The organism is Halorubrum sp. AD140, from assembly GCF_034497445.1.
In the GTDB taxonomy this organism is placed as follows: domain Archaea; phylum Halobacteriota; class Halobacteria; order Halobacteriales; family Haloferacaceae; genus Halorubrum.
Genome location: NZ_JAXRUU010000038.1, coordinates 1 through 12,293, shown reverse-complemented (window position 1 = coordinate 12,293; position 12,293 = coordinate 1). Strand labels below are relative to the sequence as shown.

The 12,293-nt window shown below is 70.4% G+C and carries 16 protein-coding genes; 4 read left to right on the top strand and 12 right to left on the bottom strand.

The features are described from left to right. Positions 1-16: 16 nt before the first annotated feature. The 3 genes from U4E84_RS10580 to U4E84_RS10570 all read right to left on the bottom strand — a co-directional run bounded on the left by U4E84_RS10580 (position 17) and on the right by U4E84_RS10570 (position 2,812). Entirely contained in the window at positions 17-1,168 is a 1,152-nt protein-coding gene (locus U4E84_RS10580; protein ID WP_322532058.1) for a site-2 protease family protein, read from the bottom strand. Positions 1,169-1,330: 162 nt separating this feature from the next. After that, positions 1,331-1,591, bottom strand: a complete 261-nt coding sequence (locus U4E84_RS10575; RefSeq protein ID WP_322532057.1) for a hypothetical protein — start codon at positions 1,589-1,591, stop codon at positions 1,331-1,333. Between the two features lie 348 nt (positions 1,592-1,939). Further along, a complete protein-coding gene (locus U4E84_RS10570; protein WP_322532056.1) occupies positions 1,940-2,812 on the bottom strand; it encodes a molybdopterin synthase in 873 nt (290 codons plus the stop codon). A 158-nt stretch (positions 2,813-2,970) separates the two neighbouring features. Here U4E84_RS10570 and pyrH point away from each other — a divergent pair, with 158 nt between their 5' ends. The 4 genes from pyrH (at position 2,971) to U4E84_RS10550 (ending at position 6,757) form a co-directional block, all read left to right on the top strand. Beyond that, entirely contained in the window at positions 2,971-3,696 is a 726-nt protein-coding gene (gene pyrH, locus U4E84_RS10565; protein WP_322532055.1) for a UMP kinase, read from the top strand. Further along, positions 3,693-5,417, top strand: coding sequence for a lysine--tRNA ligase (gene lysS, locus U4E84_RS10560; protein ID WP_322532054.1), 1,725 nt, complete (start codon positions 3,693-3,695; stop codon positions 5,415-5,417). The genes pyrH and lysS overlap by 4 nt, the downstream gene beginning before the upstream one ends. Further along, a complete protein-coding gene (locus U4E84_RS10555) occupies positions 5,418-5,717 on the top strand; it encodes a hypothetical protein (RefSeq protein WP_322532053.1) in 300 nt (99 codons plus the stop codon). 74 nt (positions 5,718-5,791) lie between these two features. Beyond that, entirely contained in the window at positions 5,792-6,757 is a 966-nt protein-coding gene (locus tag U4E84_RS10550; protein ID WP_322532052.1) for a HAMP domain-containing sensor histidine kinase, read from the top strand. Here U4E84_RS10550 and U4E84_RS10545 read toward each other — a convergent pair. The 9 genes from U4E84_RS10545 to U4E84_RS10505 form a co-directional block, all read right to left on the bottom strand. After that, complete coding sequence (locus U4E84_RS10545) at positions 6,741-6,875, bottom strand: hypothetical protein (RefSeq protein ID WP_322532051.1); 135 nt, start codon at positions 6,873-6,875, stop codon at positions 6,741-6,743. The two genes, U4E84_RS10550 and U4E84_RS10545, sit on opposite strands and share 17 nt — an antisense overlap. A 79-nt stretch (positions 6,876-6,954) precedes the next feature. Then, positions 6,955-7,254, bottom strand: a complete 300-nt coding sequence (locus tag U4E84_RS10540) for a DUF5808 domain-containing protein (RefSeq protein WP_322532050.1) — start codon at positions 7,252-7,254, stop codon at positions 6,955-6,957. A 123-nt stretch (positions 7,255-7,377) separates the two neighbouring features. Next, positions 7,378-9,090, bottom strand: a complete 1,713-nt coding sequence (locus U4E84_RS10535; RefSeq protein WP_322532049.1) for a bifunctional N(6)-L-threonylcarbamoyladenine synthase/serine/threonine protein kinase — start codon at positions 9,088-9,090, stop codon at positions 7,378-7,380. An 11-nt stretch (positions 9,091-9,101) separates the two neighbouring features. Beyond that, a complete protein-coding gene (locus tag U4E84_RS10530; protein ID WP_322532048.1) occupies positions 9,102-9,410 on the bottom strand; it encodes a 30S ribosomal protein S24e in 309 nt (102 codons plus the stop codon). Positions 9,411-9,505: 95 nt separating this feature from the next. Further along, positions 9,506-10,084: a GTP-dependent dephospho-CoA kinase family protein gene (locus tag U4E84_RS10525; RefSeq protein ID WP_322532047.1), complete on the bottom strand. Its 579-nt coding sequence runs from the start codon at positions 10,082-10,084 to the stop codon at positions 9,506-9,508. Between the two features lie 36 nt (positions 10,085-10,120). After that, on the bottom strand, positions 10,121-10,318 hold the full coding sequence (gene spt4 / locus U4E84_RS10520) for a transcription elongation factor subunit Spt4 (protein ID WP_008001262.1): 198 nt from the start codon (positions 10,316-10,318) through the stop codon (positions 10,121-10,123). Continuing rightward, entirely contained in the window at positions 10,318-10,893 is a 576-nt protein-coding gene (locus U4E84_RS10515; protein ID WP_322532046.1) for a DNA-directed RNA polymerase, read from the bottom strand. Before U4E84_RS10515 ends, spt4 begins: the two co-directional genes overlap by 1 nt. Before the next feature lie 19 nt (positions 10,894-10,912). Then, on the bottom strand, positions 10,913-11,383 hold the full coding sequence (locus U4E84_RS10510; protein ID WP_322532045.1) for a DUF188 domain-containing protein: 471 nt from the start codon (positions 11,381-11,383) through the stop codon (positions 10,913-10,915). 1 nt (position 11,384) lies between these two features. After that, a partial coding sequence (locus tag U4E84_RS10505) for a translation initiation factor IF-2 subunit gamma (protein ID WP_322532044.1) occupies positions 11,385-12,293 on the bottom strand: 909 nt, incomplete at its 5' end.

The window sequence follows — 12,293 nt, the reverse complement described above, 5'->3', positions numbered from 1 at the left end:
TCGGGACCGCCCGCAGTCAGGCGGAAACGACCTGGATCGGGACGAGCAGGAAACAGAGCGCTCCGAGCGCGAACGTCGCGAGGCCGACGGCAAGACGCGGCCAGCCGATCCGCTCCTCGTCGACCGGGTTCGCGGGCCCGTTTGCGGCGATCACGATCGCGAACGCGCCCCAGAACCCCCACAGCCCGACCGACTCGTCGATCCCGAGTCCGCGCCCGAAGTAGAGGTACGCGGCGATCGAAAAGAGGACGCCCGGGACGAGCGCCGCGATCGTCTCCTGTCGCGGACCGACCATCGCGCGGACCATGTGCCCGCCGTCGAGTTGGCCGACGGGAAGGAGGTTCAACAGGGTGAAGAACATCCCGACCCAGCCGCCGATGACGACCGGATTGGTCGTGTGCGTGGGGTCGTCGTACCCCGTCGGCTGACCGACGAGGTCGGCGATGATCTGCAGCAGGGGCGGGTTGTTGAATCGGATCATCGTCCCCGAGGCGTTCGCGACGTCGGCCGGGACCCGGATGGGGTCAAGCGAGAGCCCGATCGCCGTGACGGCAACGGTGGCGACGAGCCCCGCGATCGGCCCGGCCGCGCCGATGTCGAACAACACCTTCCGAGACGGGAGACGTCCGCGCATCCGGATGACCGCCCCGAGCGTGCCGAACGGGAAGACGAACGGGATGACGTACGGGAGCGAGACGTCGACCCCGTAGTACCGCCCGGCGGCGTAGTGGCCGAGCTCGTGGGTCATCAGCACGCCGAGCACGGCCGCGGTGAACGGCCACGCCTGCAGTATCGTCAGGGGGTTCGCCGCGATCTCCTCCCACCCGACGTAGTACCACCCGTAGGCGCCGACGAACAGGGTGGAGCACACCGTCGCCGCGAAGAGGAGGACGTTGAGCCACGGGACGCCCTCCCGGCCGTGCTCGAACGGCGTCGCGACGACGACGTGTCCGTCGTCGACGACTTCGAGGTCGACGTCGTATCCCGCGTCGCGAAACGGCGGGACCAGCTTCCGCAACAGCGTCCGCTCCGGGACGTACGACTCGCCGACGTACCGAACGCGCCCGCCTTCCTGACGCACTTCCTCCACACGGAAGAACGTCCGAAGCGGCTCCGGACGCGGGACGTCGGATCCCGCCGACGCCTCCCCGTCCTCGTGTTCTGACATCGTCGGTCGTAGCTGGTCGGCGAGTATAAACCCCGCGTCGACCGGAGCCAACGGTAGGGTGACGATACGCCGGCGGAGGACGAGCGGGGACGCGCCGCGGGTGCGGGGATCCGAGGGCGCGGTTCGCGAACTGTGTCGGAGTGTGGACCGTGCGTCGACGTCTCAGGCCGGCTCGATGCGCCAGGTCGTCGCGCCCGTGTACGACCACTTCTCGACGGTGAGCTCCGTGGCGGAGTCGCGGAGCTTCACCATCAGGGCGCCGATCTCCTTCGGAGAGAGGTCGACGTCGTCGGCGATGAACTTCCCCTTGAAGTACATCTCACCGTCCTGCGCGCGGTCGAGCAGGTACCGCTTCAGCCGCTCTTCCTTGGTGAGATCGTCGGTAGGGTTCGCGTTCGTGGAGGGGTTTGCAGTCGCGCTCATGGTACACTCCCCGCTTATCCTCGGAGGGTGTTATAAAGAGGAGACCGTTGGACGGTGTTCAGCGGCTTTCACGGCGTTTCATGTCAGACGGGGCGGGTGAAAGGTGTCAGACGAACCGTTTAAAACGGTTTTAGAAACGCTTAGAAATTTCATACGTCGTTTTGAGGGAGTTTTGTAGTCTCCGGTATCGTGTCCCCGCCGCCTCCGGATCGAACGGGCTGTCGCGCGATTACCGGCATACGTTTCCGCTAATTGGGGGCTCCGCTGCGGCCTTCTCGGACGCGCGCGCACGGTACGGTGACCGAAACCCCGCGTCGGACCTGGGTGAAACGGACGGGGATCCGCCGGTCACTCGCGTCGGTGGACCCAGAACTCCTCGGCCTCCGTGGCCTCCTTCTTGAAGATCGGGACCTCGTCTTTCAGCCGGTCGATCCCGTCTTCGACCGCGCGGAATGCCTCCCGCCGATGGCCCGCGAGGACGACGACGAAGACGATGTCCTCTCCCGCCTCGATCACTCCGGTCCGGTGGTGCATCCGGACGTCGAACACGCCGTCGCGCTCGGTTAGTTCCGTCGCGATGGCGTCCATGCGCTCGGCGGCGACCCCCTCGTACTTCTCGAAAGCGAGGTGCGTCGTGCGGTCGTCGTCGGGGGCGTCCCGCGCCCGGACCCGCCCGGTGAACGTCGCGATCGCGCCCGCGCGGTCCGCGTCGGCGGACCCCTCGACCCGCCGCACGAGCGTCTCTCGCGTGATCCACGGTTCCGCGGCGTCGACGGCGGCGACGAGGCGGTCGAGGTCGATCTCTCCCGGTGCGTCCGCCGCGGCGATCACCGTCCCGGGGACGTCGTCCGGGTCCGCGTCCGCTCCCAGCAAGACCGTCGGAACGCGCAGCCGGGACTCGCCGACCGCCACGAGGTAGTCGTGATCGGGCGCGAGACCGTCGAGGAGGTCGTCGAGGCCGTCGACGCTCCCGCGGCCGGTCCACTCGCCGTCGGCGCCGAGCGCGATCGCGGTGTCACCGTCGAGTCCGACGCGATCCGCCCGGTCTCCGACCGCCACGCCGCCGTCCGTGGCACCGGCGTCCCCGGAGCCGTTCGTATCCGAGTCGCCGCCGGAGGCGTCTGCCGGGCTCGTCACGACGGCGACCCGTCCGTCGAGAAGATCGGTGAGCGCGGCCGCGAGGTCGGCGGCGCCCGGACCGACGATCGATATCGGTTGCATACCCGATGGCGGGGTGCGAGCGGCTTAGGCGTTTCCCGCCGGTCGGTCGTCGAGCGGGGAGCCGTCGCGCCGCGCTCGCCCGCGACGCGGCCCGCTCGCGGTTTCGCGGCGTCCGGGCTTGATAATCCTTAAGACCGCGACAGGGGTATGCGGCGGTAATGAGAGTCGTCGTTTCTATCGGCGGGAGCGTGCTCGCGCCCGACCTCGACCCCGACCGGGTGGCCGCGTACGCCGAGGCGGTCGAGCACGTGACCGCCGGCGGCTGCGAGGCCGGCGTCGTCGTCGGCGGCGGGGGCGTCGCGCGAGAGTACATCGAGACGGCGCGCGACCTCGGCGCCAACGAGGTCGAGCTCGATCAGCTCGGCATCGGCACCACCCGGCTCAACGCCCGACTGCTGATCGCCGCGCTCGACGGGCGCTCGAACCTCTCGCCGGCGACGGGGTACGACGAGGCGGCGGCGGCGCTGCGGCGCGGAGAGGTGTCGGTCATGGGCGGCGTCACCCCCGGCCAGACGACCGACGCCGTCGCCGCCGCGTTCGCCGAGTCCGTCGACGCCGACCTCCTCGTGTACGCGACGAGCGCCGACGGCGTGTACGACGCCGACCCCAACGTCGACCCGGACGCGACGCAGTTCGAGTCGATGTCGCCGGCGGAGCTCGTCGACGTCGTGCTCCCGATGAGCCGGGACGCCGGCGCCTCCGCGCCGGTGGACCTGCTGGCCGCGAAGCTGATCGACCGAGCGGGGATCCGGTCGATCGTCCTCGACGGGACCGACCCCGCCGCCGTCGTCGACGCGGTACTCCGCGGGGAACACACCGGCACCGACGTGATCCCGACCGGGAGCGACGAGCCGGCCCACTGGGCGGACGCGAGGGGCGAATGAGCGGCGACGACTTGCCACACGACGACTCCCCGCACATCCTCTCCGAGCGAGCGCGAGGGGACGAGACCGCCGACGGAACGGGCGCCGGCGAGGACGCCGAGGGCGACGCCGGCTTCCGCGCCTTCTGGGCCGACGTGGTCGCCGACGAGATCGAGGCGCGCGACCCCGACGAGCCGATCGTGATCAAGGGGGGCGTCTCTCCCTCCGGCGTCGCTCACCTCGGTAACTTCAACGAGATCATGCGCGGCTACTTCGTCGCCGCGGTGCTGCGCGAGCGCGGCCACGAGGTGCGACAGGTGTTCACTTCCGACGACAAGGACCCCCTCCGGAAGCTCCCGCGGAAGCTGGCGAACGCCGACGGCGAGATCGTCGGCCTCGGCGAGGTGGACGCGGGCGCTCTCGGCCGCAACCTCGGGAAGCCGTACACCGCCATCCCGGACCCGTTCGGCGAGCGCGAGTCGTACGCGGCCCACTTCGCCGCCCTGCTCAAGGCCGACGCGGACCGGCTGGGCGTCCCCGTCGAGATGGTCTCGAACACGGAGCTGTACGCGGACGGCGCGTTCGACGACGTGACTCGAACGGTGCTCTCCGACCTGGAGGGCGTCCGCGAGGTGCTCTCGACGTACCAGGACAAGGTCGACGACGAGTACGTCCCCTTCAACCCGATCTGTGCGGCGTGCGGGAAGGTCACGGAGACGGTCACGTCGGTCGACCTCGACGCCGAGACCGTCGACTACGTCTGCACCGACATGGCGGTCGGCGACGAGGTCATCGAGGGCTGCGGCCACGAGGGGACCGCGACGTTCCGCGAGGGGAAGCTCCCCTGGCGCCTGGAGTGGCCCGGCCAGTGGGAGGTGCTCGGCGTCGACTTCGAGCCGTTCGGGAAGGACCACGCGGAGGGGTCGTGGCCCTCCGGCGTCGACGTCGCGCGCAACGTCCTCGGGACCGAACCGCCCGTCCCGATGGTGTACGAGTGGTTCACGCTCAACGGCGAGCCGCTCTCGTCGTCGGCCGGCAACGTCGTCACCGTACCGGAGTTACTGGAGCTGCTCGAGCCCGAAGTGCTCCGGTACTTCTTCGCGCTCCACCCGAAGAAGGCCCGCGACCTCGACCTCGAGCGGCTTGACCAGCTCGTCGACCGGTTCGACCGCTTCGAGCGCGCGTACTTCGGGGAGGTGGACGACGCGGACCTGACCGCCTTCGCCGAGCGCGCGTACCCGTTCGTCGTCGACCGCGCCGACGACCCGCCGGCGGAGAAGCCGGTTCGGCTCCCGTACACGTTCGCCGCCGTCCTCGGGATGGTGGACGACCCGGACTTCCGCGAACGGCTCGCCCGCGACGAGGGGCACATCCCCGAGGACGCCCCCGAGGAGGTCGTCGCGGCCGCGCTCGCCCGCGTCGAGAAGGCGCGCAACTGGGCCGAGCGCACCGAGAACGAGTACGACTACCGGCTCCAGACCGACCTGCCGGACGCCGAGTTCGACGACGACGTGGCCGCCGCGCTCGACGACCTCGCCGACTTCGTCGCCGCGGGTCACGACGGCGACGCGATCCAGGCGGAGATGTACGAGACCGCGCGGGCGCACGACGTCGATGTCGGCGACTTCTTCGCGGCCGGCTACCGCCTCTTCTTCGACGACACGCAGGGGCCGCGCCTCGGCGAGTTCCTCGGCGAACTGGAGCGCGACTACGTCGTGGCGCGGCTCCGCCGGGAGGCGTAGATGCCCGAGGACCGCTCGCTCGACGAGTTCGCCGCGTCGGACGCGCCCGCCGCCGATGAAGGGGTCGAGAGCGAGGGGGCCGAGAGCGAGAGAGCCGAGAGCGAGTGCGAGGCCGTCGGCACCGACGGCGACCGCTCTCCCGTCAGCGACGAGATCCCGACCGGCACTCACGTCGAGCCGGCCACGTCGACCGCGGCGTGGCGCTCGGCGGGCGCCGCCTGCGACCGGTGCGGAGACCGAGTCACCCGTCGCTGGATCGACGACGGCGACGTCGTGTGTGCAAACTGCAAGGAGTGGTGACTGCGGTCAGATTTAAGACACCGCAGGTGGTCGTTACTTCCGACTGAGACCGTCTGAGGGTTATAACGACTCAAATGGGATTTCCCGTCAATCGCCTCTACGACCGTTCGCCGCGCGTCCTCGCGCTCGCCTACCTCTGTGTGGGGGCCCTGCTCGTGCCGGCGGTCGACGTGGCAGTCGCCTCGCTCGTCGGTGGAGGGGGAGCCGCGTGGTCGCCGGCTCGCCTCGCGGGCGGCTGGACGGCCGTCGCCCTCTCGTCGCTGTTCGTCTACGGCGCGCTGACGTACCATCGCCGTCAGGCGGAGACGGTCCGCCGGGAGCTCGAGACGTCGAACCAGCAGCTCCAGGTGTTGAGCCGGGTGTTTCGACACAACATCCGCAACGACCTCAACGTCATCCGGGGCTACGCGGACCTGCTCGCGGACCGTGTCGACGACGACCGGAGCCGGGAGTGTCTCGAAACGATCCGACGGACGACCGACGACGTGGTCGCGATAAGCGAGAAGCTGCGCGTCATCGAGGAGACCTCGCCCGATCCGCCCGCGGGGCGGATCGACCTCGTCAGCGCGGCCCGCGAGGCGGCCGCGGACGTCGACGACCCGGACGTGACCGTGACGATGGAGGCGCCCGGAGAGGCGTGGATCCGCGCCGACCGCTCCGTGGAGTACCCGATCCGCGAGGTGTTCGAGAACGCCGTCACGCACAACGACGAGTCGTCGCGGCGGATCGACGCGCGGATCGAGGAGAACGGGACGACCACCTGCCTCGAGGTTCGCGACAACGGACCGGGGATCCCGCCGGACGAGCGCGCGGTGCTGCGCGCCGAGCGAGAGACGCCGCTGTCGCACGCGAGCAGCATCGGGCTCTGGCTCGTCAAGTGGATGTGCGAGACGCAGGGGGGGACCGTCGGGTTCGAGACGTCGGACGACGGGACCACGGTTCGGCTCCGCTTCGACTCGGCGGACGTCGTCCAGCGGGCGGAGGGCTCCGGAGGGGGGAGAACGCGGGGCGACGGTCGGCCGACTAGTCGAGTTCCGTGATCGTCACCGCGTACACCGCTCCGCAGTTCCCACACTCGACGTGGACGCCGCGGCTCGTCTGCCCGCGCGTGAACTCGGAGATCTCCTCCGAGCACGAGCACTCGAACTGAACGTTCATTGACCTGTCTACGACGGCCCCTTACTTAAAATAATCCGTCCAGGAATCGGACGCGAGAACCGGCTCGCCCGAAGCGCGCTCAGTCGTCCTCGACGATCACTTCCACGGGGCCGTCGTCCTCATCCGCGTCGAGGTCGGCGTCGCTCGCCCCCGCGGCGGCGCCGGACTGCGTCTGCTGGTAGTAGAGTCCGCCCGCGACCGCGAGGACGATCCACGACCGCCAGTTGGCGAGGTTCAGCGTGTAGCCGATGCCGAACGGCTTCTCGACGAGCATCCCCTTGCCTGGCTGCCAGTACGACGACAGCAGCCGACCGAGGCTCGGTCGCTCGAAATTGTACGGGATCCCGAGTATCTCTCCGGACGACGGTTTGTCTGCCATACCGGTACGTCGCCCGCCAGGACCATAAATCGTGGCGGGACCAGACGCTGCGCTTCGGTCCCGGCGACGGCTGCGTCGTCTCTCGGCGACCAGACCCCGATTCCGAGTCCGCGACCCGGACCGCTACCGGTACCGACCGCGTCCCTCGACATCGCGGAGCCGATCGAGGACGGCGCCGGCCGCCTCTCCGCCGGCGTCCCCGTAGCCGGCCTCGAACGCCGCGATCAACGGATCCGGGTCGGTCGCCGTCGCGCGCACCGACCCCTCGAACACGTGGAGGTCCATCGCGTGGTCTTCGACGTGGCCGCTGTGGTAGGCGAGCCCGAAGTCGATGAGCGTCGTCCGCGCGGCCCCTTCTTCCCGACGTTCGATCCGGACGTTTCGCGTCGTCGGATCGCCGTGGACGATCCCCACCCCGTGGAGCCGCGCGAGGTGGCGGCCGACCGCGGCCGTCCACCCCTCGGCGAGGTCGGCGGCGAGGTCGCGGTCGCCGACGTGCTGGAGCGTCAGCGTCGCCGCCGGCACGTCGACGTCGCACACCAGCGGCGTCGGGACGCCGGCCCGCCGCGCCTCGCTCGTCAGGCGCGCCTCGGCGACGGTCCGGTCCCGCCGGAGCGTCCGGTCCAGTTCGGGGTGGCGGTACCGCTTGGGCACGCGACGCTTGACCACGCGGCGGGCGTCGCCCGCGGCAGCGTCCTCGCCCTCGTCGGCCGCCACGACCTCCACGGTCGCCTCCGCGCCCCGTCGGGCCGCGTCGCTCCCGTGCCGCGCTTCGCCCTCCCCGTACCGCTCCCGGTCGTCCCTCGCGCGGACGATAGACACGTCGCCTGCGCGCCACGTCACGGGGACCTGGTCCGGCCGGAAGTTCGGGTCGATCGCTGACTCGGCGATCGGGAGCGTGTCGCCCGCCGCGGCCATCTTCGCGCCCAACACGGCGATCATCCCCGCGTTGTCGCGGAGGAACCGCGGCTCCGGGGCGTGGAAGTCGGCGCCGCGGGCCGCGCACATCGTCGCCAGCATCTCGCGGAGCCGGTCGTTCTGCGCGACGCCGCCGCCGAGGACGAGCTCGTCGGCGCCCGTCAGCGAGAGCGCCCGCTCCGAGACCTCCGTCAGCATCGCGAACACGTGCTCCTGTAGCGAGAAACAGATCTCCTCGACCGGAACGCCGTCGTCGAACGCGTCGTTGGCGGCGGAGCTGATCCCGGAGAAGGAGAAGTCCATCCCCTTGACGACGTACGGCAGGTCCAGCAGCTCGGCGTCGGGGTCGCGCTCGGCGGCCGCCTCCGCGGCCGCGGCCTCGACCTTCGGCCCGCCCGGGTGGTCCCAGCCGATGTGGCGCGTGAACTTGTCGATCGCGTTGCCGACGCCGGCGTCCATCGTCTCGCCGAGGACGCGGTAGCGACCGTCGTGGTAGCCGAGCAGGTGCGCGTTCGCGCCGGAGGCGTTCAGACACACCGGGTTCTCGAAGCCGGACCGGTGGCGGCCGATCTCCAGGTGCGCCACCATGTGGTTGACGCCGACGAGGGGGACACCGAGCGTCCCCGCGAGCGCCCGCGCGGCCGTGCCGACGGTCCGGAGACAGGGCCCGAGCCCGGGCCCCTTCGAGAAGGCGACCGCGTCGACCGCGTCCGACCCGTGCTCGGCCTCGGCGGCGGTCAGGACCGCGTCGACGACCTCGGGGATCGCCTCGGACATGTGCTCGGCGGCCTCGCGCGGGTGAATGCCGCCGCTGTCCGGCTCGTACGGGTCGGACTCGATGAGAACGGCGTCGGTCTCGGCGTCGTACAGCGCGGCGCTGGCGCACCACGCGGTCCCTTCGATGCCGAGAACGCGCATCCGGCGCGGCGTTAGGCCTCTTCGGCGTCCGCGTCGACCTCGTCGCCGATCTTGTTGCGTTCGAGCATGTACTCCTGTTCGACGTCGAGCGCGTCCTCGGCGCTGTCGTACACCTTCGCGTAGCCGACCGTCTTGCGCATGCCGAACTTCGTGTCCAGCTCGTGGACGACGACCTCCTCGGAGGCCTTGTCCAGCTTGGCCGCGAGCGAGTCCCGGACCGACAGGCGGGAGGGCGTCGCCTCCTCGTGGGTCGTCTCGAATCGGATGTCCGTGCGGTGCAACATCGGGTTCTCCTCCTCGGAGATGATATCGACGTCCATGGTTCAGTTAGGGGTATATCCCCCCGAAAGCTGTAAAAGGATTTCGAAGCGGGGGTGTCGTCGGCACCGAGCGTTCGGCGGTCTCCGCCGGGATCTCACCGGTCTCCGTCGGGGACGCGACCGAGCGCCTTGTAGGCCGCCTCGACGTCGCCGTCGAGCGCCTCGAACAGCTCTCGCGCCTCCTCTCGGGACTCCGGCGTGACCGCGACCCGGACCATCCCCTCGCCGGGCTGGCCGTAGACGACGCTCGCGCCGTCCGGCGCAGCGAGGATAGCGGGGAGGGCGGCCAGGTCCTCCTCGCCCGTCACCTCGATGATGACCGGATCGACGTCAGAGAGCGCATCGCTGAGCGCCTCGAGCAGCGCCGCCGACAGCGACGCGGCGGGGTTCTCCACGGAAATCCGACGGTCGTTCGCGGCCGCGAGCGCCTCCTCGATCTCCGGATCAACCGCCTCGCGCTCGGTCTTTCCGTCGATCAGCGCGACGTCGGGGACGCGGCCGGCCTCCCGCAGGTGGTACGTGACCACGTCACCCACCGAGATGACGGGGGCGTCGGGCGCGACTCGCTCGCCGCGGGTCTCCGCCGCGTCCGCGAGCAGCTCCTCCGCGTCGGTCGTCACCGGGCCGAGCGGCTCCTTGAACGCGTCGCGCAGGGAGTCTGGAAGCGTGAGCATGGGTGTTGAGTCAGTAGATCGGCCGCGACGGTAGGGTTACCGGACCTTCAGCGCGTACGAGCCGGCCTTCGTGACGTTCATCTCCTCGGCGATCTGGCTCTCCTCCGGCTTCGTGATGATGACGTAGCCCGCCCAGTCCTCCGTCAGCGACGAGGACCCGCAGTGCTCGCAGGTCTGCGAGTCGGGGTCGTTGACGTGGTGGCACTCACGGCAGGCGAGGCGGTCCTCCGCCATCAGTCGGCCTCCTCACCGGTCTGTTCGCGGTGGAGGCGTTTCCCCTCCAGCCACTCGTGTTTCCCGAGCCCCGGCTGCTTGGCCGTGAGCCCGATCTTCGAGTCGCGCGGGTTGCGCTCGTCGATGCTCTTCGTCACGATCCGGACCCGGACGGCGTCGTCGACGCCGAGGGTCTTGTCTGAGTCCGAGGAGGCGAGCTGCTGATTCGCCCCGTCGAACGTGAGGTACTCGTCGGTGATCTGCGAGACGTGGAGCAGTCCGTCGACGGGGCCGATCCCGACGAAGGCGCCGAACTCGACGGTCTCGACGACCGTGCCGTCGGCGACCTCCTGCATGTCCGGATCGTACGTCAGCGCGTCGAACTCGGCCTCGTAGTAGACGCCGGGACGGTTGTGTAACACCGCGCCGTCGCCGATGTCGTGGACCTCGATGACGCTGACGACGCTGCCCACGTCCTCGTCCATTCGTCCTTCCAGCTTGTCCTGCAGCAGGGCCTTCACCCGTTCGTCGGTGACGTCCGCCAGGTGTTTCGGCGGTACCTCGACCGTATCCTTGAGTCGAACTCGTTTGTACATGATTGGTTGTCCGCGTCCGCTAGGGTTCCGTTATCGCCAGTGCGTTCCGACCCCTTAAACCGATTACTGGTGCGCCCGCCTCCAGCACCCGGTTCGCCAGCGGTCGATCGTTGGTGACGACGCCGTCGACCCGGCCCTCGGTGACCAGCTCGACTAACGCGTCGTCGGCGTACGATTCTGCCGTTTCCACCGTCTCCGCCCGCGCCGCGAGGTCCGCGCCCACGCTCGCCGCGGTCGCCGCCTCGCCGTTCCCGCCCTGCAGCCGGTCGAGCTCCGACAGGACCGCGGTCGGGACGACGGCCTCGTAGGCGCCGAGGAGCCGGTCGAGCTCCTCGAACAGCCGCAGGTTCGCCTCGACCGGCGCCATCAGCGCGCTCGCGTCGAGCGCGACGATCGGGGCGCCGTCGGGACCGTCGTCCGCGAGCCCCCCGCCACGGGCGTCGCCCGCTCGGGTCGACTCCGGGCCGTCCGCGCGGGCGCCGTCGGTCACGCTACGAGAGCGTCCCGACGCCGATGAGCCGCCAGCGCGCGCCGACGCGCCGGTTGATCGCGATCTGTGCGCCTTCCTCCGCGCAGACGGGTCGCTTGAGGCGCACCTCGCACTCGCCGTCGCGCGCGCTCGTCACCGCGCCGACCGTCGTCGCGGTGCCGACCGTGAGCATCAGCGGTTCGCCGGTGCTGATCTCCTCGACCTCGCCGCCGTCGCCCTCCTCGCTGCCGATGACGCGGTCGAGCAGGTCGACCTGCATCTCGAACTCGTTGCGGGTCGGCGGGAGCGTGCCGGGCTCGCCGGCGACCTGTCCGGCGAGCGCGTCGCCCTTCGTCAGGCTCGGGTCGAGCCCGGTCCCGACGCCGAGCAGCCCCCCCGGGTGCGCGGACTCCACGTTCTGACTGCCGGCCTGCAGCGAGCGAACGGTCGTTTCGAGGGGACGCCACTCGGTCTGGCCCTCCTCGTCGACCTCGCGGCCCGGGCGGATCTCCAGCCCGTCACCGACCGACAGCTCGCCGCTGACGAGCGAGCCGCCCACGACGCCGCCCTTGAGCTCCGCCGCGGTCGCGCCGGGGCGGTTGATGTCGAACGAGCGCGCCGCGTACATCCGGGCGTCCTCGCCGGGGTCGCGGTCCGGGGTCGGGATCTCCGTCTCGATCGCGTCGATGAGGAGGTCCAGGTTGACCTCCTGCTGGGCCGAGACGGGGACGATCGGCGCGTCCTCCGCGACAGTTCCCTCGACGAACGCCTGGATCTGCTCGTAGTTGTCGACGGCGCGGTCGCGGTCGACCAGGTCGACCTTGTTCTGCGCGATGACGACGTTCTCGATGCCGATGAGGTCGAGCGCCATCAGGTGCTCCTCCGTCTGGGCCTGCGGGACGTCCTCGGTCGCGCTCACGACCAGCACGGC

What these genes read in the sequence shown, in the direction of transcription:
- U4E84_RS10525 (WP_322532047.1), bottom strand. Translation starts at nt 10,084, where the DNA reads ATGCTCACGCTTCCAGACTCCCTGCGCGACGCGTTCAAGGAGCCGCTC.
- pyrH (WP_322532055.1), top strand. Translation starts at nt 2,971, where the DNA reads ATGAGAGTCGTCGTTTCTATCGGCGGGAGCGTGCTCGCGCCCGACCTC.
- U4E84_RS10550 (WP_322532052.1), top strand. Translation starts at nt 5,792, where the DNA reads ATGGGATTTCCCGTCAATCGCCTCTACGACCGTTCGCCGCGCGTCCTC.
- U4E84_RS10575 (WP_322532057.1), bottom strand. Translation starts at nt 1,591, where the DNA reads ATGAGCGCGACTGCAAACCCCTCCACGAACGCGAACCCTACCGACGAT.
- lysS (WP_322532054.1), top strand. Translation starts at nt 3,693, where the DNA reads ATGAGCGGCGACGACTTGCCACACGACGACTCCCCGCACATCCTCTCC.
- U4E84_RS10545 (WP_322532051.1), bottom strand. Translation starts at nt 6,875, where the DNA reads ATGAACGTTCAGTTCGAGTGCTCGTGCTCGGAGGAGATCTCCGAGTTC.
- U4E84_RS10540 (WP_322532050.1), bottom strand. Translation starts at nt 7,254, where the DNA reads ATGGCAGACAAACCGTCGTCCGGAGAGATACTCGGGATCCCGTACAAT.
- U4E84_RS10555 (WP_322532053.1), top strand. Translation starts at nt 5,418, where the DNA reads ATGCCCGAGGACCGCTCGCTCGACGAGTTCGCCGCGTCGGACGCGCCC.
- U4E84_RS10570 (WP_322532056.1), bottom strand. Translation starts at nt 2,812, where the DNA reads ATGCAACCGATATCGATCGTCGGTCCGGGCGCCGCCGACCTCGCGGCC.
- spt4 (WP_008001262.1), bottom strand. Translation starts at nt 10,318, where the DNA reads ATGGCGGAGGACCGCCTCGCCTGCCGTGAGTGCCACCACGTCAACGAC.
- U4E84_RS10535 (WP_322532049.1), bottom strand. Translation starts at nt 9,090, where the DNA reads ATGCGCGTTCTCGGCATCGAAGGGACCGCGTGGTGCGCCAGCGCCGCG.
- U4E84_RS10530 (WP_322532048.1), bottom strand. Translation starts at nt 9,410, where the DNA reads ATGGACGTCGATATCATCTCCGAGGAGGAGAACCCGATGTTGCACCGC.
- U4E84_RS10515 (WP_322532046.1), bottom strand. Translation starts at nt 10,893, where the DNA reads ATGTACAAACGAGTTCGACTCAAGGATACGGTCGAGGTACCGCCGAAA.
- U4E84_RS10580 (WP_322532058.1), bottom strand. Translation starts at nt 1,168, where the DNA reads ATGTCAGAACACGAGGACGGGGAGGCGTCGGCGGGATCCGACGTCCCG.